This window comes from Bradyrhizobium sp. URHD0069, assembly GCF_000701345.1.
In the GTDB taxonomy this organism is placed as follows: Bacteria; Pseudomonadota; Alphaproteobacteria; order Rhizobiales; family Xanthobacteraceae; genus Bradyrhizobium.
In genome coordinates this window covers 106,667-128,142 of sequence record NZ_JNIJ01000014.1, presented here as the reverse complement: position 1 = coordinate 128,142, position 21,476 = coordinate 106,667, and the positions used below count along the sequence as shown (strand labels likewise).

At 59.7% G+C, this 21,476-nt stretch carries 22 protein-coding genes; 7 read left to right on the top strand and 15 right to left on the bottom strand.

Annotation, left to right across the window (positions count from 1 at the left end; translation table 11 throughout):
- Positions 1–72 precede the first annotated feature (72 nt).
- Complete coding sequence (locus N554_RS39750; protein WP_156041861.1) at positions 73–276, top strand: hypothetical protein; 204 nt, start codon at positions 73–75, stop codon at positions 274–276.
- 24 nt (positions 277–300) lie between these two features.
- Here N554_RS39750 and cyoD read toward each other — a convergent pair whose 3' ends face one another.
- Genes cyoD through N554_RS0109370 form a run of 5 tightly spaced genes read right to left on the bottom strand, consistent with a single transcriptional unit; the run spans position 301 to position 5,260 of the window.
- Positions 301–696 (bottom strand): cytochrome o ubiquinol oxidase subunit IV, encoded by a 396-nt coding sequence (cyoD, locus tag N554_RS0109390; protein ID WP_029583233.1) that lies wholly within the window; start codon positions 694–696, stop codon positions 301–303.
- Complete coding sequence (gene cyoC, locus N554_RS0109385) at positions 693–1,328, bottom strand: cytochrome o ubiquinol oxidase subunit III (protein WP_029583232.1); 636 nt, start codon at positions 1,326–1,328, stop codon at positions 693–695. Before cyoC ends, cyoD begins: the two co-directional genes overlap by 4 nt.
- On the bottom strand, positions 1,325–3,316 hold the full coding sequence (cyoB, locus tag N554_RS0109380) for a cytochrome o ubiquinol oxidase subunit I (RefSeq protein WP_029583231.1): 1,992 nt from the start codon (positions 3,314–3,316) through the stop codon (positions 1,325–1,327). Before cyoB ends, cyoC begins: the two co-directional genes overlap by 4 nt.
- Positions 3,313–4,191 (bottom strand): ubiquinol oxidase subunit II, encoded by an 879-nt coding sequence (cyoA, locus tag N554_RS35620; protein WP_051677415.1) that lies wholly within the window; start codon positions 4,189–4,191, stop codon positions 3,313–3,315. Before cyoA ends, cyoB begins: the two co-directional genes overlap by 4 nt.
- 1 nt (position 4,192) lies before the next feature.
- Positions 4,193–5,260: a heme o synthase gene (locus tag N554_RS0109370; RefSeq protein ID WP_081851201.1), complete on the bottom strand. Its 1,068-nt coding sequence runs from the start codon at positions 5,258–5,260 to the stop codon at positions 4,193–4,195.
- 346 nt (positions 5,261–5,606) lie between these two features.
- On the opposite strand from N554_RS0109370, the gene N554_RS38140 reads away from it, so the two are divergent.
- The 6 genes from N554_RS38140 (at position 5,607) to N554_RS0109340 (ending at position 11,548) form a co-directional block, all read left to right on the top strand.
- A complete protein-coding gene (locus N554_RS38140) occupies positions 5,607–5,966 on the top strand; it encodes a hypothetical protein (RefSeq protein WP_081851200.1) in 360 nt (119 codons plus the stop codon).
- Positions 5,967–6,188: 222 nt separating this feature from the next.
- Positions 6,189–8,273 carry an FUSC family protein gene (locus N554_RS0109360; protein WP_051677414.1) on the top strand — a complete coding sequence of 695 codons (2,085 nt, stop codon included), beginning with the start codon at positions 6,189–6,191 and terminating at the stop codon, positions 8,271–8,273.
- A complete protein-coding gene (locus N554_RS0109355) occupies positions 8,270–8,473 on the top strand; it encodes a DUF1656 domain-containing protein (protein WP_029583226.1) in 204 nt (67 codons plus the stop codon). The genes N554_RS0109360 and N554_RS0109355 overlap by 4 nt, the downstream gene beginning before the upstream one ends.
- A 7-nt stretch (positions 8,474–8,480) precedes the next feature.
- The gene (locus N554_RS0109350; protein WP_051677413.1) at positions 8,481–9,650 is read left to right on the top strand and encodes an HlyD family secretion protein; all 1,170 of its coding nucleotides are present in this window, start codon (positions 8,481–8,483) and stop codon (positions 9,648–9,650) included.
- 63 nt (positions 9,651–9,713) lie between these two features.
- Complete coding sequence (locus N554_RS0109345; protein ID WP_081851199.1) at positions 9,714–11,045, top strand: NAD(P)/FAD-dependent oxidoreductase; 1,332 nt, start codon at positions 9,714–9,716, stop codon at positions 11,043–11,045.
- The gene (locus N554_RS0109340; protein WP_210165374.1) at positions 10,970–11,548 is read left to right on the top strand and encodes a hypothetical protein; all 579 of its coding nucleotides are present in this window, start codon (positions 10,970–10,972) and stop codon (positions 11,546–11,548) included. The genes N554_RS0109345 and N554_RS0109340 overlap by 76 nt, the downstream gene beginning before the upstream one ends.
- An 84-nt stretch (positions 11,549–11,632) precedes the next feature.
- Here the strand turns inward: N554_RS0109340 and N554_RS0109335 are convergent, their stop codons facing one another.
- From N554_RS0109335 to N554_RS0109295, 10 genes are all read right to left on the bottom strand, one after another.
- Positions 11,633–12,208 carry an NADPH-dependent FMN reductase gene (locus tag N554_RS0109335; protein WP_029583222.1) on the bottom strand — a complete coding sequence of 192 codons (576 nt, stop codon included), beginning with the start codon at positions 12,206–12,208 and terminating at the stop codon, positions 11,633–11,635.
- 310 nt (positions 12,209–12,518) lie between these two features.
- Complete coding sequence (locus N554_RS37280; protein ID WP_197033513.1) at positions 12,519–12,920, bottom strand: hypothetical protein; 402 nt, start codon at positions 12,918–12,920, stop codon at positions 12,519–12,521.
- A gap of 48 nt (positions 12,921–12,968) precedes the next feature.
- Positions 12,969–13,406 (bottom strand): thiamine pyrophosphate-dependent enzyme, encoded by a 438-nt coding sequence (locus N554_RS37275; RefSeq protein WP_051677411.1) that lies wholly within the window; start codon positions 13,404–13,406, stop codon positions 12,969–12,971.
- Positions 13,403–15,250 (bottom strand): 2-oxoacid:acceptor oxidoreductase subunit alpha, encoded by a 1,848-nt coding sequence (locus N554_RS0109325; protein WP_029583221.1) that lies wholly within the window; start codon positions 15,248–15,250, stop codon positions 13,403–13,405. Before N554_RS0109325 ends, N554_RS37275 begins: the two co-directional genes overlap by 4 nt.
- Positions 15,251–15,253: 3 nt before the next feature.
- A complete protein-coding gene (locus N554_RS0109320) occupies positions 15,254–15,769 on the bottom strand; it encodes a flavodoxin domain-containing protein (protein ID WP_029583220.1) in 516 nt (171 codons plus the stop codon).
- Positions 15,770–16,104: 335 nt separating this feature from the next.
- Positions 16,105–17,043, bottom strand: a complete 939-nt coding sequence (locus N554_RS0109315) for a ring-cleaving dioxygenase (RefSeq protein ID WP_029583219.1) — start codon at positions 17,041–17,043, stop codon at positions 16,105–16,107.
- A 103-nt stretch (positions 17,044–17,146) separates the two neighbouring features.
- The gene (locus N554_RS0109310) at positions 17,147–17,932 is read right to left on the bottom strand and encodes an enoyl-CoA hydratase (RefSeq protein WP_029583218.1); all 786 of its coding nucleotides are present in this window, start codon (positions 17,930–17,932) and stop codon (positions 17,147–17,149) included.
- 84 nt (positions 17,933–18,016) lie between these two features.
- Complete coding sequence (locus tag N554_RS0109305) at positions 18,017–19,243, bottom strand: CaiB/BaiF CoA transferase family protein (protein ID WP_029583217.1); 1,227 nt, start codon at positions 19,241–19,243, stop codon at positions 18,017–18,019.
- 37 nt (positions 19,244–19,280) lie between these two features.
- On the bottom strand, positions 19,281–20,132 hold the full coding sequence (locus N554_RS0109300; RefSeq protein WP_081851197.1) for an enoyl-CoA hydratase-related protein: 852 nt from the start codon (positions 20,130–20,132) through the stop codon (positions 19,281–19,283).
- Between the two features lie 56 nt (positions 20,133–20,188).
- The gene (locus N554_RS0109295; protein WP_029583215.1) at positions 20,189–21,409 is read right to left on the bottom strand and encodes an acyl-CoA dehydrogenase family protein; all 1,221 of its coding nucleotides are present in this window, start codon (positions 21,407–21,409) and stop codon (positions 20,189–20,191) included.
- Positions 21,410–21,476: the final 67 nt, after the last annotated feature.

Below are 21,476 nucleotides of genomic sequence, written 5' to 3'. Positions count from 1 at the left end.
CTACTTCCAGCTTCAACGGGACTGAGTGACAGCATGTACCACGTAAGGAATAATCGGAGGCTCACAAGACAGTTGACAGCTCACGTTTGTGCTCGCCCTGCCATTATCGTCGACCTTTGCGACGCGGCAGCGTTCATTGACATGTACGGCGGCCGCACCCAGCTCTGGGTCACCGCGGAGACCGCCGTCAAGTGCGCCGATCGCAACCCCCGCCTGATCGACCAGGCCACCAAGACTCTCGAAAACGCACTGCGCAGGGAAGGCATGCTTGACTAGCCGCCTGTGTCCCTGCGACGCTCTTCAGTGCTGCATCTGCAGATTCATCAGCTCTGCCGCAGGCATCATGTTGTCGTTCAGATCTGCCATGATCAAAAGCGATCCGACGACGACCAGGACGACGATCAGCACACCAAACGCCAGTGCCATCACGTTATTGGTGTTGTCCGGCCCCGTGGTGACGTGCAGGAAAAACACCAGATGGACACCCATTTGCGCGATCGCGAGGACAGTCAGGCCGAGAGAGACACCGCCGGCCCAGAGCAGCGATGTGTTGGCGACCCAGAACGACATGGCCGTGAGGACCACCGCGAGAGCCAATCCGATTGTGTAGACAAGCACGCCCGACGACGTACCCTGTTCCACGTCGGGAAGTGCTGACGCGTCTCCCGGTGCGCGATCGTACTGCGTGTCGGTCATGAAAGGACTCCCATCAGATAGACCACCGTGAACAGCCATACCCAAACGATGTCGAGCGCATGCCAGAACAGTGAAAAGCAGAGCAGACGCCGTTCGACGGCCGCGCGAAAGCCCTTGATTGCGACCTGGGCCATCATCACTACCAGCCAGACCAGGCCGGCGGTGACATGCAGCCCGTGACAGCCGACCAGGGTAAAAAAGGCAGAGAGGAACGCGCTGCGTTGCGGACCGGCCCCGATCGCAATCATGCCGGCGAACTCCCGCAGTTCCAGCACGAGGAAGCAGGCCCCAAGCACGAAAGTGACGAGGGCCGCCAGGTAAGTGGCGGCAAAGCGCCGCGAGCCAATCGCCAAAGACATCAATCCGCAGGTGTAGCTCGAAGCGAGAAGGCAGCCGGTTTCGATCGCCACGCTACGCTGGTTGAACAGCTGCCCGCCACTTGGCCCGCCTGCGGTCGCATGGGCGAGCGCCGCGTAAGCGGCAAAGATCGCCGCAAACATCACGATGTCGCTCAAGAGGAATACCCAGAAGCCGAAGCCAACCACGATCCGCTTTGGAGCGGGCCCGGCCTCACTTGCACTTGGCCGCGCCTCGTAACGAACCTCATCATCAACTGCAACAGCGATGCTCATCCTGCAATCTCCGCCTGGTTCGCCAGCTCGAAACGCGCAATCTGATCGGCCGGGATTTTGATTTCCTCTTCGTTGCGAAACGCGAAGGCAAGCATGGTCAGAAAGACGCCGATTGCCCCAGCACCGGCCATCCACCAGATGTGCCAGATCAGCGCGAAGCCGGTAACGACTGCAAAAAATGCCGTGATGAAGCCGGTCGCGCTGTTCTTCGGAATCTCGATCGGCTCGAATTTGCGCTCCTTCGTCGGCTGGGCTTGTTGCGTGCGCTCGCGCTGCTTCCTTTTCCAGAAGGCGAAGGCGTCGATGTCTGTGACTTGCGGCAGCATGGCGAAATTCCAGGCCGGCGGCGGCGAGGCAGTCGCCCATTCCAGCGTGCGGCCGTTCCATGGGTCCGCGGTTACCTTCACTTGTTCGCGGTCGCGGATCGACACCACAAGCTGGATAACCTGGCTGACAATCCCCGCGAAGATGACAACGACGCCGACCGCCGCGACCACCAACCACGGTTGCCAGCTGACGACATCGTAATGCTGCATGCGGCGGGTCATGCCCATGAGACCCAGCGCGTAAAGCGGCATGAAAGCGAGATAGAAGCCGATCAGCCAGCACCAGAACGAGGTTCTGCCCCAGCGTTCGTCGAGCTTGAAGCCGAATGCCTTGGGGAACCAGTAATTGTAACCCGCCATCAAGCCGAACACCGTGCCACCGATGATGACATTATGGAAATGCGCTATCAGGAACAGACTGTTGTGCAGCTGGAAGTCGGCGGGAGGCACGGCCATCAACACGCCGGTCATGCCGCCGATCACGAACGTCACCATGAAGCCGATCGACCACAGGATCGGGACGGTGAACCGGACGCGGCCGCCATACATCGTGAATAGCCAGTTGAAGACTTTGACGCCCGTCGGCACGGCGATGATCATCGTCATGACCCCGAAGAAGCCGTTGACGTTCGCGCTGGCTCCCATGGTGAAAAAGTGATGCAGCCAGACAATGAACGACAGCACGCAGATCGACATCGTCGCGGCGACCATGGAGCGATAACCAAATAGCGGCTTGCCGGAGAACGCCGAGACGACCTCGGAAAAGATGCCGAACGCGGGCAAGACCAGGATGTAAACCTCCGGATGACCCCAAACCCAGAACAGGTTGACGTACATCATCGCGTTGCCCTGGCCATCGATCGTGAAGAAATGAAACCCGAGGTAACGATCGAGCAGAAGCATCGCCAACGTCGCAGTCAGAACCGGGAAGGCTGCGACAATGAGAAGGTTCGCGGCGAGCGACGTCCAGCAAAAGACGGGCATGCGCATATAGCTCATCCCCGGTGCGCGGGTTTTCAGTATCGTCGTGACGAAATTTATTCCGGTCATCAACGTGCCAACGCCGGAGATTTGCAGCGCCCAGAGATAGTAATCGACACCGACGCCGGGCGAGAATTGCAGCTCGCTCAGCGGCGGATAAGCGACCCAGCCGGTTTTCGCGAACTCGCCGACCGCGAGCGAGATGTTCGTCAGGAGGATGCCCGACGCGGTCAGCCCCAGAGCTACCGAGTTCAAGGTCGGAAATGCCATGTCGCGGACGCCGAGCTGCAGCGGCACCACGAAATTCATCATTCCGATCACGAACGGCATCGCCATGAAGAAGATCATGATCGTGCCATGCGCCGAGAAAATCTGATCAAAGTGGTCAGGCGGCAAGTATCCCTGTGCGCCGCCAGCTGCGACCGCTTGCTGCGCCCGCATCATGATGGCGTCGGCAAAGCCGCGCAGCAGCATAATCAGCGCCAGTATGATGTACATGATGCCGATGCGCTTATGGTCGACAGAGGTGATCCACTCTCGCCACAGGTAAGGCACGTAACCCTTGAGCGTGACCCACGAAAGGATGGATACGATGGCCAGGACCACGCCGCCCGACGCGCCCATAATGATCGGCTGGTCGAAGGGAATCGCACTCCAATCCAGCTTGCCAAGTAGATTCATTTTTCCGCCCTCATTGATGTCGGATACCTGCGGCACATTGCATCGTCGGACTGCATTTCGGAGACCCGGATGCTGTCGAACAGACCGGGCGCAACTGAGCGATAGGTGAATGGCGCCACCGCAGCACTCGGCTTCGCCAGATCCGCATAGCTCTTCGCGTCGAGCTCCGGACCGGCGCTGCGCGCTGCGTCAAGCCACTGCGCGAACTTTTCGTCTGGCACGGCATCGGCGTCGAAATGCATGTCGGAAAAGCCGTCGCCACTGAACTGAGCGGAAAACCCGCGGTACGTTCCAGAATGGTCGGCTTGCAGGTGAAGACGGGTGATCATGCCCGCCATGGTGTAGATCTGGCTGCCAAGCTGCGGCACAAAGAAGCTGTTCATCACGCCTGAGGAGGTCAGTTCCAGACTGACCGGCGTGCCGACGGGAATGGTCAGTCGATTGACGCTTGCGACGCCCTGATCGGGATAGATGAAGAGCCATTTCCAGTCGAGCGAGGCGACCTGAACTCTCAGGGGCTTCACGGTGGATGCGATCGGTTTGCGCGGGCTCAAGTCGTGCGAGCCAACCCACGCAACGCCGCCAACCAGAAACACCGTCATGGCGGGGATTGACCAGACGAGCATCTCAAGACGGCCGGAATACGCGAAATTTGGCCGATAGCGCGCACGCTCATTCGATGCACGAAACCAGAAAGCAACGCCAAGTATCGCAAGGATCACCGGGATCACGATCGCCAGCATGATGCCAAGCGCGTTGAGCAGAATTTGCCGCTCGGCGAAGGCAATCGGCCCTTTCGGATCGAGCACGCCTTCAGTGCAGCCACCGAGTGTCGCGGCACCGATCAGGACGACGGCCTGCAAACTATATCGCATGTTAGACCTCGCCCATGCTGAGGTTGATGAAACTGCTTGCGCGAACGGCGCGTGGCAGGAGCTCGGCATGCACCGACCCGACGGTGCGGCCAGCATGCGAGGCACGCATGAGCGAGAATAAACTGCCACCATGGTCGACCAGGAGAGCCGCAAACAGCACGAACAAGTAGGAGATGGAGAACACGAACAGCCTGTGAGGAGCGCGGCGATCGGCCCCAGTGCTCCTGTTCAGCTGAAGTGCGAACAGGAGGAAAAGCGCGCCGCAGATCGCGGCGATCGCGCCATAGATGGTCCCTGCAAAGCCGAGCACCCAGGGCAGCTCCGAGGCCAGAACCAGGAGGCCGCTGTAAATCAGGATCTGCCGCGTTGTTGCAGCCCTTCCCGCAACAACCGGCAGCATGGGGACGCCTGCACGGGCATAGTCATCGGTACGATTGAGCGCCAGAGCCCAGAAATGGGGCGGCGTCCAAAGGAAGATAATGAGGAACAGTGCAAGCGGCTCGAGTCCGATTTCTCCGGTTGCTGCGGCCCATCCGATCACAGGCGGCAGCGCTCCGGCGGCGCCGCCGATGACAATGTTCTGTCGCGTGATCCGCTTCAGCCACGCCGTGTACACGACAATATAAAAGACGATCGCGCAGGCCAACAATGCGGCTGCTGTGAGATTCGTCGCCAAAGCGAGAACCACCACAGCGAAACCGCCAAGAACGAGTCCAAAGACAAGGGCCTCGAACCGGAGGACCTTGCCCCGCGGAATTGGCCGCATCGCGGTGCGAGTCATGACCGCATCGATATCGGCGTCGTACCACATGTTAAGCGCGCCGGCGGCTCCAGCGCCCGCGGCAATGGCAAGAACCGCGGCAAGAGTGGTTAGCGGATCAAGTCGAACTGGAGCGCTGCTCAATCCGACAAGCGCGGTGAAGACGGCAAGAATCATCACACGTGGTTTTGTGAGTGCGACGAGGTCGGACACACTCCAATGACCAGCCAGCGAGTGAGCGGAATGAGACGATAGTGCAAAGCCAGCTCGTCTTTCCCCAAGCCGGCCCGCAATAGATTTCACATTCATCTCGCTGCTCCGGGTTCTTTCAAAAAAAGAGCTGTCGTGTTCAGTTCGAACAGCTCACCAATGCGTGCATTCAATATGCATTCTCACTGCCAGCCGTGATTGAACGCGGCTGCTCGATTGGGGCCAATCGTGCTCAAAACTGTGAGCTGACGAGTTCGGATAAGGACGCGCGTTGCGACCGCACGATTCAGGATAATCCGAGCACGTTTCAACAAGCGCACTGCGCTAGCTTTTCCTAAAGCAGATCATCGTTCGGAGATCTGCAACGGACCGCCCCTGGTTCGAATATCGACGAGGTCCGTTGCGTTTGCTCGGAAGGACCGCCTAGCCCTACGGAGAAATATCAATGAAGACGCCGTCGCTCTGGATGATTGCAGCCATCTGCCTTATGGCCCCGGCATCTGCCGCGCAGGCGCGAACCGCCTATGATGGCTCCTGGGATCTCGTCTTCGTGACGCAAAGGGGCGCATGCGATCCCAGCTACAACTTCACTGTCAATGTTTCTAACGGAGTTGTGACTCATCCCAATCTCGTAAGATTCAAAGGATACGTCGCAAACTCCGGTTTGGTTCATGCGTCGGTGACGGTTCAGGACAAATTCGCTTCCGGCACGGGCAGGCTTTTCGGAAACTCGGGTCGCGGTAGATGGAGCGGCCGCGCGGCAAGTGCGCGATGCTCGGGCTACTGGACCGCGCAACGCAATTGACCGATCTGAAAAGCGAAACACCGTGCTTCGAGCCGCTGATTTGCGAAAGGCAGCCTTGGACACGATCGCCCTGGCGGCAACTCCGCGGTTCGCCCGCGGCCGAACCACGAAACGAACAATTGCCGCCGCTGAACGATATCGCGCAGAATCGCGCAGATGGGCGGCAGGCACGAGCAAGCTAAAATCCCTCCGTAAACCGTCGCAAATGGACGAGAACTGGTGATGGCAGATGCATTCGACCAGGCCGGACCAATCGCTGATGCAGGTGCTATTGGCCGATGGAACTCGGCCTTCGCGAAGGCGGCGAAGGCTGCTCCGCCACTGCTGTACGCTCTTCGCCTCTGGGCGGCGGTGTGCCTCGCCCTCTTCGTCGCGTTCTGGCTCGAGCTCGACAATCCGTTTTGGGCCGGCACCTCTGCCGCGATCGTGTGCCTGCCTCAGCTCGGCGCTTCGCTGCGCAAGGGCTGGTTCAGGATGGTCGGTACCGCGGTCGGCGCCACAGCGATCGTAATCCTGACCGCTTGTTTTCCGCAGGATCGGATCGGCTTTCTCGGACTCCTGGCCCTCTGGTGCGGCATCTGTGCATTCACCGCTACGGTACTCCGCAACTTCGCGTCCTACTCGGCCGCGCTAGCCGGCTATACTGCGGCGATCATTGCCGCCGATAATCTCGGCGCGACCGGCGGCGCGAGTTCGGATGTCTTCCTGCTGGCGGTCACGCGCGCGAGCGAGATCTGCATCGGGATCGTGTCCGCCGGCGTGGTCCTCGCCGGGACCGATCTCGGCGGCGCCCAGCGCCGTCTCGCAGAATCATTTGCAACTCTTGCGGCCGAGATCATGGATCGATTTGGCCGCATGCTCGCCCTTGCAGAGGCGCAACTGCCGGAAACGAAAGCCGAGCGCCGCGAGTTCGCCCGGCGCGTCATCGCGCTTGACCCCGTCATTGATCAGGCGCTCGGGGAATCCAGCCACATGCGCTACCACTCGCCAAAGCTGCAAGCAGCTATGTACGGTTTGTTCGGGGCGCTGGACGGCTGGCGCGGAGTTGCGACGCATCTCAGTCGTTTGCCCGAGGCCGCAAGGCGGCAGGGGGCCCACATCATCCTGCGAAGCCTCCCGTCCGAGCTTCGATCGGTACCGGAGGGGGGCTCGCCGGTGCTCTGGATCGCTGATCCTTTGGCCCTGCACCGCGTCTGCGAGGAGGCGGTGCGGACATTGGTTGCCTTGCCCGCCGACACGCCATCGTTGCGGTTGCTCGCTGACGAAACGGCCAAGGTGCTAGCCGGCCTGTTGAAAGTGCTCGATGGTATTGCGCTGCTTGTCGATGCTCCCGGCCACCCTTCTCCTCGCGCTCCTCGCGTCCGGCTGACCGAACCCGATTGGCTGCCTGCTCTGATCAATGCGGCACGCGCATTTCTCGCTATCGGTGCTGTCGAGCTTTTCTGGGTCACGACCGCCTGGCCAAACGGCGCCTCGGCGATCGTGTTCGTAGCGGTCTTGGTTCTGTTGCTTTCGCCGAAAGGCGATCTTGCCTACGGCGGATCGCTCGCATTCGCGCTGGGCATCGCTGGCGCCGTAGTTTGTGCGGCAGCCATCAAATTCGCGATGTTGCCAGCGCTGCAAACGTTCCCCGCATTTTGCGCCGCCTTGGGTCTCTTCTTCTTGCCGGCCGGCTTTGCAGTGGCCGTGAGCCGGCAACCAATAGTGACCGCCGCCCTAACCGCCATGGCGTTCAACTTCATCCCTCTACTCGCGCCCACCAACGAGATGAACTACGACACCACACAATATTACAATTCCGCGCTTGCAATCGTCGTAGGCTGCGGCGTGGCACCGCTGGCATTTTTGCTGTTGCCTCCGTTGTCGCCGGCCCTTCGAGTGCGCCGCCTTCTCGCCTTGACCACCTGTGACCTGCGTCGCCTTGCGATCGCTCCCGTGCTTCCGGCGCCCGACTATTGGGAGAGCCGCCTTTACAGCCGGCTCACAGCGTTGCCGGATCAGGCAACGCCATTGCAGCGCGCACAACTGCTTGCAGCGCTATCCGTCGGCACCGAGATCATCGGCCTTCGCCAAATGGCTACGCACCTTGGGACGACCGCGGAGCTCGACGCCGCACTCAATGACATCGCGCTCGGACACAGCACGAGAGCGATCGCGAAGCTGCGTCGATTCGACGACCGACTCGCCTCTACGCGTGAAACCGGCACTGAGGCAACCATGGCCCTTCGAGGGCGTGGCCGCGTCCTGATCATCTCCGAGGCGATTGCCGAGCATGGCCATTACTTCGACGCAGGAGCGCCCGCATGAGATTTACCGATATCAACCTCTTCGGTGTCTACGTTGCGCCGATCTCAATCATGATGATCGAAGCCTGGCTCATTGCCATCGTACTGCGTCGGGTCGCTGACCGCTGGGGCTTGCTGCGGTACGTCTGGCATCCCGCTTTGTTCGTGTTTGCAGTGTACATCATCGTTCTTTCGTCCCTCATCCTGACCATTGCCGAGTGAGCTCGTCATGACCATTACCGGAGTTACATCGAAACGCGACAAGGCGGTGGATGATCTCGACAAAGCCGCTCCTTCGCGCTCGCCGGAATCCCGCGCCATCACCAGGCGTCGTGTGGAGATACGTCCATTTTTGATCACGCTGGCGGCCGTCGCACTTGCCGGGCTGCTCGGTTGGGGGACGTGGAGCGTTTATATGGAGGCACCGTGGACGCGCGACGCCACCGTGCGCGCCTATGTCGTCACGATGGCGCCGGAGGTCGCTGGACGCATCGTCGAGCTACATGTAATCGACAACAAATACGTTCGCAAAGGCGATCTACTGCTGGTGATCGATCCGACCAACTTCAGGATCGCGGTCAGTCAAGCCGAGGCAACGGTGCAGCAGGCGCAGGCGAACGTGCAGAACATCGACGCTCAAATGGACGTTCAGCAGGCACAGATCAATGCCAGCCAGGCACAACTACGGCTGGGGCGCGCCGCGCTCGTATTTGCACAGCAACAGGCCGAACGCTACCAAAAACTGGCGAAGGACGGCTGGGGCACCGTTCAGAATGCCCAGCAGTTTACATCCCAGCTGCATCAGCAGGAAGCGACGGTGCAATCTGCACAGGAAAACCTCAATCAGACGCTGCGGCAAGTCGAGACGCTGAAAGCGCAGCGCGTGAGTGCCGAGGCGGCTATCGCGCAAGCCAAAGCCCAACTAAACCAAGCGCAGGTGAACCTCGAGCGCACGCGAATTCTTTCACCGGTCGACGGTTATGTGACGAACCTGCTGGCGCAGCTTGGCGACTACGTCAATGTTGGCGCGAACACGATTTCCCTTGTCGATGCCGATTCGTTCTGGGTCGACGGATACTTCGAGGAGACGAACCTTGCTCCTATCCGGGTGGGAGATCCCGCTCAAATCAAGCTGATGGGCCGCGATCAGATAGTGCGCGGTCACGTCGACAGCATCGCCCGCGCAATCAACGTTGCGAACGCGCAGCCCAACAGTCAAGGGGTTGCTAGCGTCAATCCCATCTTCACCTGGGTACGCCTGGCCCAACGCATCCCGGTTCGCATCCATATCGATGAGGTGCCCCCCAATGTCGTCCTGTCGGCCGGCATGACCGCCACAGTTGAGATTCACAGTAAGAGGCACGATCGTTCAATGCACCGCAGCGTCGTCCAAGATTAGCCCGAAGCTCCGCTGTATCCGGTGCTAATCGGGCGACTGGCCCTGGAGACCGTCGGTGCATCCATGACTACAGTTCTGACCAAATCGTTCCCGCAAGAAAAGCCACCTGTAATAAAGGCGACCCCGGACAAAAAACGCGTCTTGATCGTCGGTGGTGGCTTTGCCGGTATTGCGGCAGCGCGGGCACTAAAACGGACCGATGTCGAAATCACGCTAATCGACCGGCGTAATCACCATATCTTTCAGCCGCTCCTGTATCAGGTCGCCACCGCTGTTTTGTCACCCTCCGAGATAGCAGCGCCGATCCGTCAGCTTGAGGCGAAACAGAAGAACCTCAGCGTATTGCTGGCGGAGGTTAAGGGCATCAATCTCGGAGCTCGCACCGTCGAGGCTGTTTGCCCGGGGATTGGCAGTCGAAAACTCGAGTACGACTTCCTGGTGATCGCCACTGGAATGCGTCCGAGCTATTTCGGTCATGACGAGTTCGCGCGCTTTGCGCCAGGCCTCAAGAGCCTCAGCGACGCTGAAACGATCCGAACCAAGATCCTGAGTGCGTTTGAATTGGCGGAGTCGACCGATGACCCGAAAGAACGCGCCCGCCAAATGACCTTCGTGTTGGTGGGAGCTGGCGCGACCGGCGTCGAGCTTGCCGCTTCGATCGCCCAACTGGTCTCGGTGACCCTGCGCAAGAATTTCCGCAAGATCGACCCTGCCAAGAGCCGAATTGTGTTACTGGACGGCGGCGCTCGTATTCTTCCGACCTTTGCAGAGTCTCTGTCACGAAAGGCAGCCAAGCGACTAACCAAGCTCGGCGTTGAAGTTTCGACGGGCGTAAAAGTCGAGAAGGTTGACGACCAGGGTGTCATCGCGGCTGACGTCCGGATTCCCAGCGCTACCGTGCTGTGGACAGCAGGCGTTAGCGCCTCGCCGGTTGTGAAAATGCTCGGGACGACGACGGACCGCGCCGGGCGCGCATCCGTTGGCGCTTTCATGGACATCCCCGAGGCGCCCGACGTGTTTGTGACGGGCGACGCAGCCACGATGATCCAGGATGGTCACCCCGTGCCCGGAGTGGCGCAGGCGGCCATTCAACAGGGAAGATTTGTCGGGCATGTCATCGCCAACCGAGTCAGAGGACGCAAGGATGGTCGACCGTTTCGGTACCGCAACAAGGGCAGTATGGCGGTGGTCGGCAAGAACTTCGCCATCCTTGAGGCGGGTCATTTGCGCAGCAGCGGCTTTGTGACCTGGCTGGTGTGGGCGGTGCTGCACGTGCTCGAGCTGCCGCAGCTTCAGAACCGGTTCCGCGTTCAAACGCAATGGTTCTGGTCTTATCTGTCGGGGCAACGGAGCTCACGGTTGATTTCCGAAGGGCCGCGACCGCCTGCGTCATAGTGGTCGTGAGGCCCGGTAGTCATCACTTCCGGCAGCTGTTGGGAACTCCACCTGTGGACGCCTCCATCATCTCCGCGCTTGCCGCCCTCACCGGAGCAGCTGTCGGCGGCTTGACGAGCGGAATTGCGAATTGGCTGAACCACCGAAGTCAGCTCCGCGCCCAGTGGCTTCTTAACGAGAAGAGCCGCCGGCAGATCCTTTACAGGGATTTCATCGAGGAAGCCTCCAGGTGTTACATTGATGCGCTCCAGCACAACGAACCCGACATTCCCGGCCTGGTCGGTCTTTACGCGAAGCTGAGCAGGATGCGGACACTGTCATCAAGGCCGGTGGTCCATCGCGGCGAAGACGTTGCCCGAAAAATCCTGGACACCTATTTGGAGCCGGACAAGAGCTTCGTCGAACTGCGCGAAATGGCCGTCGACGGCACGATCGACCTGTTGCAAGGCTTCAGCGACGCGTGCCACGACGAATTCGAGGAGCTCCGGTCAAAACAATTTTGAGCTTCACCCGCGTCGTCTCTTGTGCATCAGCAATCGCAATCTGCTTACCCGGATGCCGCGCTCGCTCGCGCTTGCCGCAAGCCGTCAGATGCCCTGGCCCTGAGCTCGACTCGTCTCGACCCAATTCGCGAACGCCTGCATGAACTCCTGCAGGAATTTGCGGGTGCCGTCGCTGACGAGCTTGCCATGTTCATCGAAGAGCTTGTCGGCATGACCGAGATAGGCTTCGGGCTGCTGCATGGTCGGCACGTTCAGAAACACAAGCGACTGCCTCAGATGATGATTGGCGCCGAAGGCTCCGATCGCGCCCGGCGAGCCGCTGACAACCGCACCAGGCTTGCGGTCCCAGACGCTGCTTCCATACGGCCTGGAACCGACATCCAGTGCATTCTTGAGAACGGCCGGCACCGACCGGTTATATTCTGGCGTGACGAACAGCACTGCGTCAGCGGCCTTGACGCGCTGGCGGAACGCGGTCCATGGCGCGGGCGGAGCTGCGGTCTCAAGATCCTCATTGTAAAAGGGCAGTTGTCCGACCTCGACGACGTCGAATTTCAGCGAGGACGGCGCGAGCCAGATCAGCGCATTCGCCAGCATCCCGTTGAACGACGCCTTCCGCAGGCTTCCAACCAACACGCACACATTAATCGGCTTATCCATGGTCATTTTCCTTTATGATGTTTCCGTTCGAAGCGAATGCGGTTCGCTTCATTCGTGAGCTTCCAGGCGGGCAAGGCGGCAATCAGCCTCAGCGGGTGACCAACCGGGATAGAGACGGCCGGTGTGGCTCCAGAACACGGTGAGCCGCCGCGGCGTTTGGCGGAAGTTGAATTGCGTGGCGGCAGCGATCGCGACCGGCGTCCAATCTCTGTTCGGCAACAACCGAATTCGTGGAGCATAAAAATGCTTATCACCACGTCCTGACTATCATCGGCACCAGCAGCGACTCCGCACCAGCGGGGACATTTCCTTACACCAGTTCCTTCCAATACTCGCTCACATCATACCTCCGCACCTCCTCGACGCAGGTCGTCTTGAGTTCTTGCCGCGGAATTAGCCGGTCATAGAAGTGTGGAATGTCTTCGCGTTGATAGAGAATGCCGCAGGCGATGCGATCCTGAACCTGCGTAGCGAGCGCCTTCGCCTGCTGCAGATTGCCTGGGTCGTGACCATTGGCATTTGCATCGAAGTACCTATCCAACAGATATTCGTGCGTCGCGAAGTGATTGTATGTCGGACAGGCCTGGAGCATCTCGACGAAGGCAAAGCCGCCGTGCTGAACGGCGGCTTTGAGAATGCGAGTCATCAGTTTAATGTCGCCGCTAAAGCCGCGGGCAACGAAAGTGGGGTTGAGCGAGAAGATCAGGTCCATGCTCGCCAACGTATGCTCGGGGATGCCGTTGGGGCTTGTGTTCATCGGCTAACCCTGTGGCGTGAGCGAACTCGCCTGCCCAGTCGTTAGCCCGTAGTTTGTATTGTTGTGCAGGACGAACGTGATGGGATAATTGCTCCTCACGCCATGGACCAAATGCCCGATACCTTCCGAGAAAGTCGCGCCATCCCCGCCGAAGGCGATGACCGGAACCTTCATATTTGCAAGCTTCGCGCCTGCTGCAAACGGGATGACGCGACCATGGAGCCCGTGGAAGCGGTAGCCCTCAATTTTGTCCGAGCCGTTGCCGTGACAACCGACGTCATAGCAAAGGCAAACCTGCCATGGATGCAAATTCAGCTCCACCAGCGCATACTTCACGGCCGTCCAAATGCCATAGTTGCCGCAGCCGTCACACCAAATGCATTTGGTTTCCGAATAGTAGTCGGAAAGAGCGGGCCGGCGGGTCTGCGGAGCGATATTCATGACAAGGTACCTGCATAGTCGAAACCGGATAAATTCTCTTCGTTTTCCGAGGTGCTCGCACATCTCTCCATCACCGACGAAAGAAGCTCATCGTAGAAAAACGGTCGACCGTCGTACTTGAGAATTTTATCCGAGATATCCAAACCGCACTCCATCCTGATGAGCATACCCAACTGCCCCTGATAGTTCTGCTCCACCAGGACAATGCGTTTCGACCGCTTTGCTAATCTCTGAAGCTCCTGGGTGCGGAGCGGCCAGAGATACGTGTAGTGCAAATACGCGATCTTCCGCCCTCGCAGTTCATCGCTGCACATGACGTCTTGAAAGATCTCACCGGTGCTTCCCCAGCCGATCGCGAGCAACTCGATTTCGTCACCTGTATCGATCCAATCGGTCGTCTTTGTATTGCGACCGCCAATATGTAAACGAGGTGCGGGAAGCTCCGCTTTTAATCCTTGGAGCTTCCGCAATCGCTTTTCCATCTGCACCTTGGTATTGAGGCAGGCCTCATCCACGGCGCCCATGGCATCATGTTCATCGGCCTGGGCGCAATAGGTCACCGCCTCGCTGCCGGGAAGCCATCGCAACGAAACGCCGCCCACGGCGTGCGGGTTAAATCGATCAGAGGATTTCAGGAGTTTCAGCTTCTCGGGATCGACGACGAGCCTGCCACGATCAATGTCGGCCTTTTCCAGATCGTAAGGGTGCTGCGTGTAGAGCGCCTCGGCGATCTGCTTGTCGGTGAGGACAATGACACTGATTTGATACTGCTCCGCCAGATTGAACGCGACCGGCATCAAATCGAAGGCATCCTGACTGTTGCTGACCGCGATGACGCAGCGCGTGAATTCGCCGGCAGAGCAACTCGCGGCCTGTAAGAGACCGCCTTGAGCCGTCCAGGTCGGCAGGCCCGTCGCCGGGCCGGGGCGTTGCGCCAGCACAAACACCGTCGGGTTCTCGATCATGGCATTCAGCGACAGTGTCTCGCTCATAAGATCAAATCCGACACCGGAGGTGGCGGTGAGCGCGCGGGTTCCCATGTACATTGCCCCGCTGACGATCTGCGCGGCGGTGATTTCGTCTTCCGCCTGCTTGACCACCATGTGAGTCTTGTTTTCGAGCTCGGCAATGAATGACAACAGCGGGCTGGAGGGCGTCATCGGGTATCCGGCATAGAGCCGCACCCCCGCATGAACCGCGCCGAGTCCCATCGCTTGACTACCGGTAATTAAAAGGTGGCTGGCGAAACCCTTGTCAGGTGACGGCAACGCGACGGAGATCGCCCCTTGCTCTGGATCGACAAAGGAGTATCCTTCATCGATACATCGCATGTTGAGTTCGAGCAGAGCTTTCTTTTTCGCAAACGTCTCTCCGACGAGGGACTTGAGAGCATCGATATCCTGGTCCAGCATGGACCAGACAAAGGCGGTCAGCAGCACGTTCGAAAGAATTGCCCTCGCGCCGAGGCGATTGAGCATGTCATCAACCGGGAAATAGATGACGCGAAGGCTTCGCTCCGCGATCACTTTCCGATGATGCTCCGGAAACTGCCACTCGGGCGTCACGTGCAGCACGATCCCTCCCTGTTTCAGTTCATCCATGTTCAGCTCGAGACCGTGATGGTTGAGCGCGACAAGCACGTTCACCTTCGTTTCGGTGCTGCAAATGCGTTCATTCGAGACGTCCAGTTGATAGCTCGCGTGTCCGCCTTTTATGAGGGAGGGATACTCGCGGTAGCCGAACACGCAATATCCGGATCTCTTGAGACCCTTGGCGATAATCGCGCCAATGGAATTTATTCCCTGTCCGGAAGCGCCGACGATTTTGAGAGAGATGCGGGGCATCGCCTAACACCAACCCGCCGGCTTCGAAGCGTCCACAAACTGTTTGCCCCAAACTCTTACTGCCTCCTCCTGGCCGTAGGGCTCGTCTATGATTTTAAGCGTTGGAACAATCAGCCGACCGTGATGGGCCTTAACGTAGTGCTGCAAATGATCCGCCGCTCGCGCCGTGTAGAAGTATCGATGGTCCCCGAGTCCGATGCACGCACACGGTTTTCCGGCCAAGTCCAGAGTCTTCGCCTTGTCATGGAGCAGCACCCACATGTGTGGATTCAATTGCCCCTCGATGCCTCCTGTATTCCAGGTCGAGGAGGCGAGCAGGAGTACATCTCCGCTTAGCAAATCCTGTGGCTGCGCTTTCTCGGCCATCGTTTCCTTGATCTCCCAGCCTGGGGTAATGCTCTTCAAAGAATCGATCAGCGCATCCACCACGTACTCCGTGTGACCGCTAGTCGAGGCAAAGACGATATGGAGGACTCGACGCTGAATGAACTGCGGGATAGCCTTGGCGGCATTGTTCACGAGTTACCTCCGCTTTCCACCAGTGACGGTTCCCGGCTGGCCTACCTTGACGCGGCCAGGTAATTTCATCAGGTCCCTGACCTGGATGTGTGCATGATCTAGTGTTCGATGTGTGCGGGGATCGATTATCCCCCCGCAATGTTCGCTGGTGATGCCAGGCGCACCTCTCGGCTTCGCCGATCCGCCTCTTCCAGAAGACAACAACGCCGAATTCGGCGACACCATGGTTCCGAGCTGCAGGAGATCGTTTTCGTCGCCGCCAGTACCGTGCAGGAGAAGGAGCGGAGACGCTCCTTTCCCCTTCGACGGCACGAAGCGGTGGGTGAATTTGCTCGTCACGACGCCGCGTTCTCGAGAACTGGCAGCACGCCCTCGATCTCCTTGCGACGTGGTTCGAGAAAGTTCGGCAGCTCCAAGTCCCGACCAAGGGCCTCGACCGGCTCGTCGACCGCAAATCCGGGAATATCGGTCGCGATCTCGAACAGAACGCCGCCGGGTTCGCGGAAGTAGATCGAGCGGAAGTACTTGCGGTCCTTCTGTTCGGTCGGGTGCCGGCCGTGGCTGCGGATCAGCTTCTCGGTCATTTGCGCCTGCTGTACGTCGTCCGCGGCGCGGAAGGCGACGTGATGCACCGAACCGCGTCCCTGGTGCCCTCGCAGAACTCCCGCGGCTTCGTAGATGTCGACCACGCCGGCTTTCACGTCGCCCGCCGCAGCGAAGCGGATCACCGATCCTTCACGGGCGACCTCGCGGAAGCCGAACACATCGGTCAGGATCGCTGCCGTCTTCTGCGCGCTGTCGAGAAGCAGCGTCACGCCCCGCAAGCCGCGGATCGCATGTTCGGAGGGGATATCCTCGTTGCTCCAGCCCGGCTCATTCTCGGCATCGGCGATGCCGACGAGCGCGAGCGCCATCCCATCCTGATCCGTGAAAGGCAGCACGGACTCACCGAAGCGCTTCTCCGGCGTTTGGTAGGGAATTCCCTTCTCGATGAAGCGCTCAGTCCAGTATCCGATTGAGCGTAGCGGAACGCGGAAGGTGGTCTGGCGCGTTTCGCCAACACCGCGCCGGCCTGCCGTGGCGTTTGTCCAGGGGAAGAAGGTCAGGATGGTGCCAGGGCTACCGGTCTCGTCACCGTAATAGAAGTGGTAAGTCGACGGATCATCGAAGTTGACTGTCTTCTTGACAAAGCGCAGCCCGAGATCGCGTGTGTAAAAGCTTAGATTCTTGAGGGGATCGCCGGCGATCGCCGTCACGTGGTGGATGCCTGGCATACTTGCCTCCTTGATGAGTGCGCCGCTCTGCGCGAGACATTGAGGGCTTGCCGTGACTCTTCAATCACGGTGTTCGCGTGTCGGCGGAATCGTTTGTTCGTGCCTATACGGTCGCTGCAGATTTGATGTTCCTCGTGAAGTCGGGCTTGCGCTTTTCCAAGAAGGCCGTAAGCGCCTCTTTTGCGTCTTCAGAGCGGACTTGCGCGCTGAACTCTTCATTCTCGGCCTTCATCGCCGCCTTGATCTGCTCGCGAAATGGCTGCTTCATGAGCCTCTTGCTGGCTTGCAGCGCTGCGGCCGGCTTCGCTGCCAACTTCCCAGCCGTTTCGGTCGCTCTCGCCAGCGCGTCCTTATCGGACACGACTTGGGTAACGAGACCCAACTCCGCAGCGCGCCTGGCGTCGAAGGGAACTCCCAACAAAATCAACTCCGCCGCACGGACGTGACCGATCCGCGCCGGCACGGAGCAGCTCGATCCGAATTCCGGCACGACAGCAAGATTGATGAAGGGCATCTGGAATTTCGTGCTCTCGCCCGCGTAGATGAAGTCGCAGTGCGTCAGCATGGTGGTGCCGCCACCGATGGCGGCGCCGTGGACCGCCGCGACCAGCGGCTTGTCGAAGTTGACCAATGCATTCATGAGGCCGGCCTGTGGCGATTCGCCTGGCCCTGGAGGATTCTTGAGAAAATCCTCGATATCGTTGCCCGCGCAGAACGAATCCCCCGCGCCATGCCAAAGGACAACACACGTGTTCTCGTCGTTCGCCGCCTCGTTGAAGATGCCTGCGAGGGCCAGGTACATGGCTGAGGTCATCGCATTCCGCTTTGTCGGGCGGTTCAACTGGACGCGCAGGATGCTTCCTGTCTGTTCGGTAACAATATCATCCATTGTCGACGTCCTGTTGCCTTTGGTGAATTTCACTGCAAGTCGAGGTTCGGGGCGGCTCCCGCCGCCCCCGACAGTGTCGTCACGCTAAGCCGCATGTTCCTTTGCTTTCGGAATGGCGCCGCTCGCACGCAAACCATCGATTTCGACGGCGCTAAATCCGAGCTGCCGGAGAACCTCGTCGTTGTGTTCTCCAATCTTTGGGGCGCGCTTCGCGGACACCTTGGCGACGCCATGCACCTGAAGCGGGCTGCTGATTGTGGACGTCAGCTTGCCGCCGGCGCCTTCAAGCGGAACGATGATGTCATTCGCCTGGAGCTGGGGATCGTTGACCACCTCTTGCGGCCCACGCACCGCGCCGAACGTCACGTGAACGCCGTTGAACACCTCGTACCAATGGGCCATCGGCTCGGCGCAGAAGATCTTGTCGAGGATCGACGTGAGCTGCGGCATATTCGACGTCAACTTCGCCGGATCGGAGAACCGCGGATCGGTCAGGAGATCAGGGCGGCCGATGGCCTTGGCGACGGCTGCCAGCTTGTCGGGTGTGACGATGAGGACGAACCACGTGTCATCCTTGGCGCGATAGACGTTCATTGCCGCATTCGCAGGATTCTTGCGATCGTGCAGCCCGAAGAATTTCGCATCGCACAGCGCGGCCTGGATCGAAACGCTGGCGGACCACACGCCTTCGGCGAGAAGCGAGGTCGTGACATGCGCCCCCTCGCCGGTGCGCTCGCGACGATAAAGGGCGGTGACGATCGCCGAATAAAGCCCGACGGCGGTGGCATTGTCACCGCTGCCGGCGACCGGCCAGGTCGGCGGCGCATCGGCATCGCGCGTCATCGACAGCAATCCGCTGCGTGCCCAGTACGACGTGATGTCAAAGCCGGGAAGATCAGCATCAGGTCCCTTGTCGCCGAAGCCCGAGATGTCGGCGTAGATGAGGCGCGGATTCCACCACACCACATCCTGATATTCGAGCTTCAATCGTGCGCGCGCGGGATGCGGTGTATTGACGATGAGCACGTCAGCCCATTTGACGAGTTTTTCGAGAACTTGCTGCGCGCTCGGAGATTTCAGATCAAGAGCGACGCCGCGCTTGTTGCGATTGGCGAGGTGCCAAGGGTAGGCATCCTCGGAGACCGGCTGCGGCGGCAGGTGGTTCGCAATTCGCCATAGGTCGCCGTTCGGGGGCTCCACTTTGATGACGTCAGCGCCGAAGTCCGACAGGATCACTGCGGCGCTGGGACCGGCGATGAAGCTCGCCAAGTCCACCACTTTCAGTCCTGAGAAAATGTTGTTGCTTGCCATGGCTTTCCTTTCTGAATCGCTGTGTACGGCGGCTGCCTCACCGACCTCGAAACTGCGGCGTACGTTTTTCGAGGAAGGCGGAGGTACCTTCCTTCTTGTCTTCGGTGGCGGCGCAAATGCCGAAGTAGGAAGCTTCCAATGCAAGGCCTTCGCTTTGGCCGGTCTCCATCCCCTTGTTCGCGGCTTCCAGCGAGAACTTCACAGCGATCGGCGCGTTAGCCATGATCTGCTTAAGGATCGTCTCTGCACGGTCAATCAAACTGGCTGCAGAAACGACTTCATTGACGAGGCCAATGCGATAGGCTTCCTGCGCGGAAATCGGCTCGCCTGTGAGGATCAGCTGTAGTGCACGCCCCTTTCCCACCAGGCGCGGCAAACGCTGCGTTCCGCCACCGCCGGGCAACAGGCCCAGCTTGACTTCGGGTTGCCCAAATTTGGCATGCTCTGCTGCGATCCTCATCGTGCAAGCCATTGCCGTCTCGCAGCCTCCGCCAAGCGCAAAGCCATTGATCGCCGCGATCACCGGCTTGCCGAGATTTTCGATGAGGTCCAGCACACCCTGTCCGAAGCGGCTGGATTCCTCCGCATCGTAGGCGTCGACATGCGCAAGTTCACTGATATCTGCGCCGGCGATGAAAGCCTTGTCGCCCGCGCCGGTCAGGATCACGCCGCGCACAGACGCGTCGGCCTTTGCATCCTCGAATGCGGCCTGCAGATCGGTCCAGGTCGGCGTATTGAGCGCGTTGAGCACCTTGGGCCGATTGACCGTCACGTAGGCGATCGAATCCTTCTTTTCGTACCGGACGTTCGCAAGCGCCAACGCCGCTCTGGGCAAGGAGTTGGGTACTGTTGCGGGCGAAGGGATGAATGAGGCAGTTTCCGAAACCATAGTCATATCTCCTGGATGGGGGCGGCCGGCGTCGGAGCGCCGGCGCCGCTGGGATGTCACACGAAGGCGCCGTGACCGGTGATGGCTTTGCCGACGATCAGATTTTGCATCTGATAGGTGCCTTCGTAGGAGTACAGCGCCTCGGCATCGGCGAAGAAGCGCGCGACATTGTAGTCGGTGACGATGCCGTTGCCGCCCAGGACCTCGCGGCCCCATGCGACTGTCTCGCGCGATTTCGCCGTGCAGAACGCCTTCGCCAGCGCCGCATGATGGTCGCCAAGCTTGCCTTCGTCATCAAGCTGCGCCAGGCGGAGCATCAGGCACTGGCACGCGGTCAGATTGGCAAGCATCTTGGCGAGCAGATCCTGAATCATCTGGAACGAAGCGATTGGCTTACCGAATTGCAGTCGCTCCTGGGCGTACTTGAGAGTTGCTTCGAATGCGCCCATCTGGATGCCGGTTGACGCCCAACCCACCATGTATCGCGTCATCCGCAGCACGCGTGCGGTATCGCGGAACGAATTGCCGCCCTGCAGGCGGTTCGCTTCAGGCACCCGTACATCCTTGAGGGTGATCTGCCCGTTCTGGACCACCTTGAGCGCAATCTTATGCTCAATCTTCTCGACGCTGAAACCGGGCGTCGACTTGTTCTCGACGATGAATCCCTTCACCTGATTGTCGGCAAGATCGCGCGCCCAGATGATGGAGAGGTCGCACCATGGCGCGTTACCGATCCACCGTTTCTGTCCATTGAGAATCCAGGTATCGCCTTCACGCTTGGCCGTTGTCGTCAGACCGCCGCTCGTTCCCGAACCGACCAGCGGCTCGGTGAGGCCGAAGCAGCCGATCTTTTCCCAACGCGCCATCGGAGGCAGCCATTTCTGCTTCTGCTCCTCGGATCCATCGAGATAGATCGAGCCCATCGCCAGGCCGCTGTGCACGCCGAAGAACGTGCAGAACGACGCGTCGACGCGCGACAACTCCATCGCGACGAAACCGAATAGCTTCTGGCTGCCGCCCGCGCAGCCATAGCCCTCAAAGCCGAGCCCGCCGATGCCAAGCTCCTTGAACGATGGCAGCAGCTCGAACGGAAACGCGTCATCGGCCCAATAATTGTTGATGATCGGCTGGACCTTGGTCTCCATATATGCCCGCACCTTTTTGACGACCGCTTTCTCCTCGGGCGTGAGAAACTCGATCAGCTGATAGAAGTCGCCGTTGGGTACAGGCACCGGCTTCGGCGCGGCGATCTTGCTTGCTGCGGCTGCAGTGGGCATTTGAGACTCCTTTGGCTGCGGCTTCAAAGCCGGAAAAATTGAAGGACGTGTCGGATGTGTGATCGAT

Coding starts and splice junctions, on each gene's coding strand:
- N554_RS0109305 (WP_029583217.1), bottom strand. CDS start 19,243: ATGGCAAGCAACAACATTTTCTCAGGACTGAAAGTGGTGGACTTGGCG.
- N554_RS0109335 (WP_029583222.1), bottom strand. CDS start 12,208: ATGGATAAGCCGATTAATGTGTGCGTGTTGGTTGGAAGCCTGCGGAAG.
- cyoA (WP_051677415.1), bottom strand. CDS start 4,191: ATGCGATATAGTTTGCAGGCCGTCGTCCTGATCGGTGCCGCGACACTC.
- N554_RS0109300 (WP_081851197.1), bottom strand. CDS start 20,132: ATGGTTTCGGAAACTGCCTCATTCATCCCTTCGCCCGCAACAGTACCC.
- N554_RS0109370 (WP_081851201.1), bottom strand. CDS start 5,260: ATGAATGTGAAATCTATTGCGGGCCGGCTTGGGGAAAGACGAGCTGGC.
- cyoC (WP_029583232.1), bottom strand. CDS start 1,328: ATGAGCATCGCTGTTGCAGTTGATGATGAGGTTCGTTACGAGGCGCGG.
- N554_RS0109340 (WP_210165374.1), top strand. CDS start 10,970: ATGGTTCTGGTCTTATCTGTCGGGGCAACGGAGCTCACGGTTGATTTC.
- N554_RS0109325 (WP_029583221.1), bottom strand. CDS start 15,250: ATGCCCCGCATCTCTCTCAAAATCGTCGGCGCTTCCGGACAGGGAATA.
- N554_RS0109360 (WP_051677414.1), top strand. CDS start 6,189: ATGGCAGATGCATTCGACCAGGCCGGACCAATCGCTGATGCAGGTGCT.
- N554_RS0109295 (WP_029583215.1), bottom strand. CDS start 21,409: ATGCCCACTGCAGCCGCAGCAAGCAAGATCGCCGCGCCGAAGCCGGTG.
- N554_RS37280 (WP_197033513.1), bottom strand. CDS start 12,920: ATGGACCTGATCTTCTCGCTCAACCCCACTTTCGTTGCCCGCGGCTTT.
- cyoB (WP_029583231.1), bottom strand. CDS start 3,316: ATGAATCTACTTGGCAAGCTGGATTGGAGTGCGATTCCCTTCGACCAG.
- N554_RS0109310 (WP_029583218.1), bottom strand. CDS start 17,932: ATGGATGATATTGTTACCGAACAGACAGGAAGCATCCTGCGCGTCCAG.
- cyoD (WP_029583233.1), bottom strand. CDS start 696: ATGACCGACACGCAGTACGATCGCGCACCGGGAGACGCGTCAGCACTT.
- N554_RS0109315 (WP_029583219.1), bottom strand. CDS start 17,043: ATGCCAGGCATCCACCACGTGACGGCGATCGCCGGCGATCCCCTCAAG.
- N554_RS38140 (WP_081851200.1), top strand. CDS start 5,607: ATGAAGACGCCGTCGCTCTGGATGATTGCAGCCATCTGCCTTATGGCC.
- N554_RS0109345 (WP_081851199.1), top strand. CDS start 9,714: ATGACTACAGTTCTGACCAAATCGTTCCCGCAAGAAAAGCCACCTGTA.
- N554_RS37275 (WP_051677411.1), bottom strand. CDS start 13,406: ATGAATATCGCTCCGCAGACCCGCCGGCCCGCTCTTTCCGACTACTAT.
- N554_RS0109350 (WP_051677413.1), top strand. CDS start 8,481: ATGACCATTACCGGAGTTACATCGAAACGCGACAAGGCGGTGGATGAT.
- N554_RS0109355 (WP_029583226.1), top strand. CDS start 8,270: ATGAGATTTACCGATATCAACCTCTTCGGTGTCTACGTTGCGCCGATC.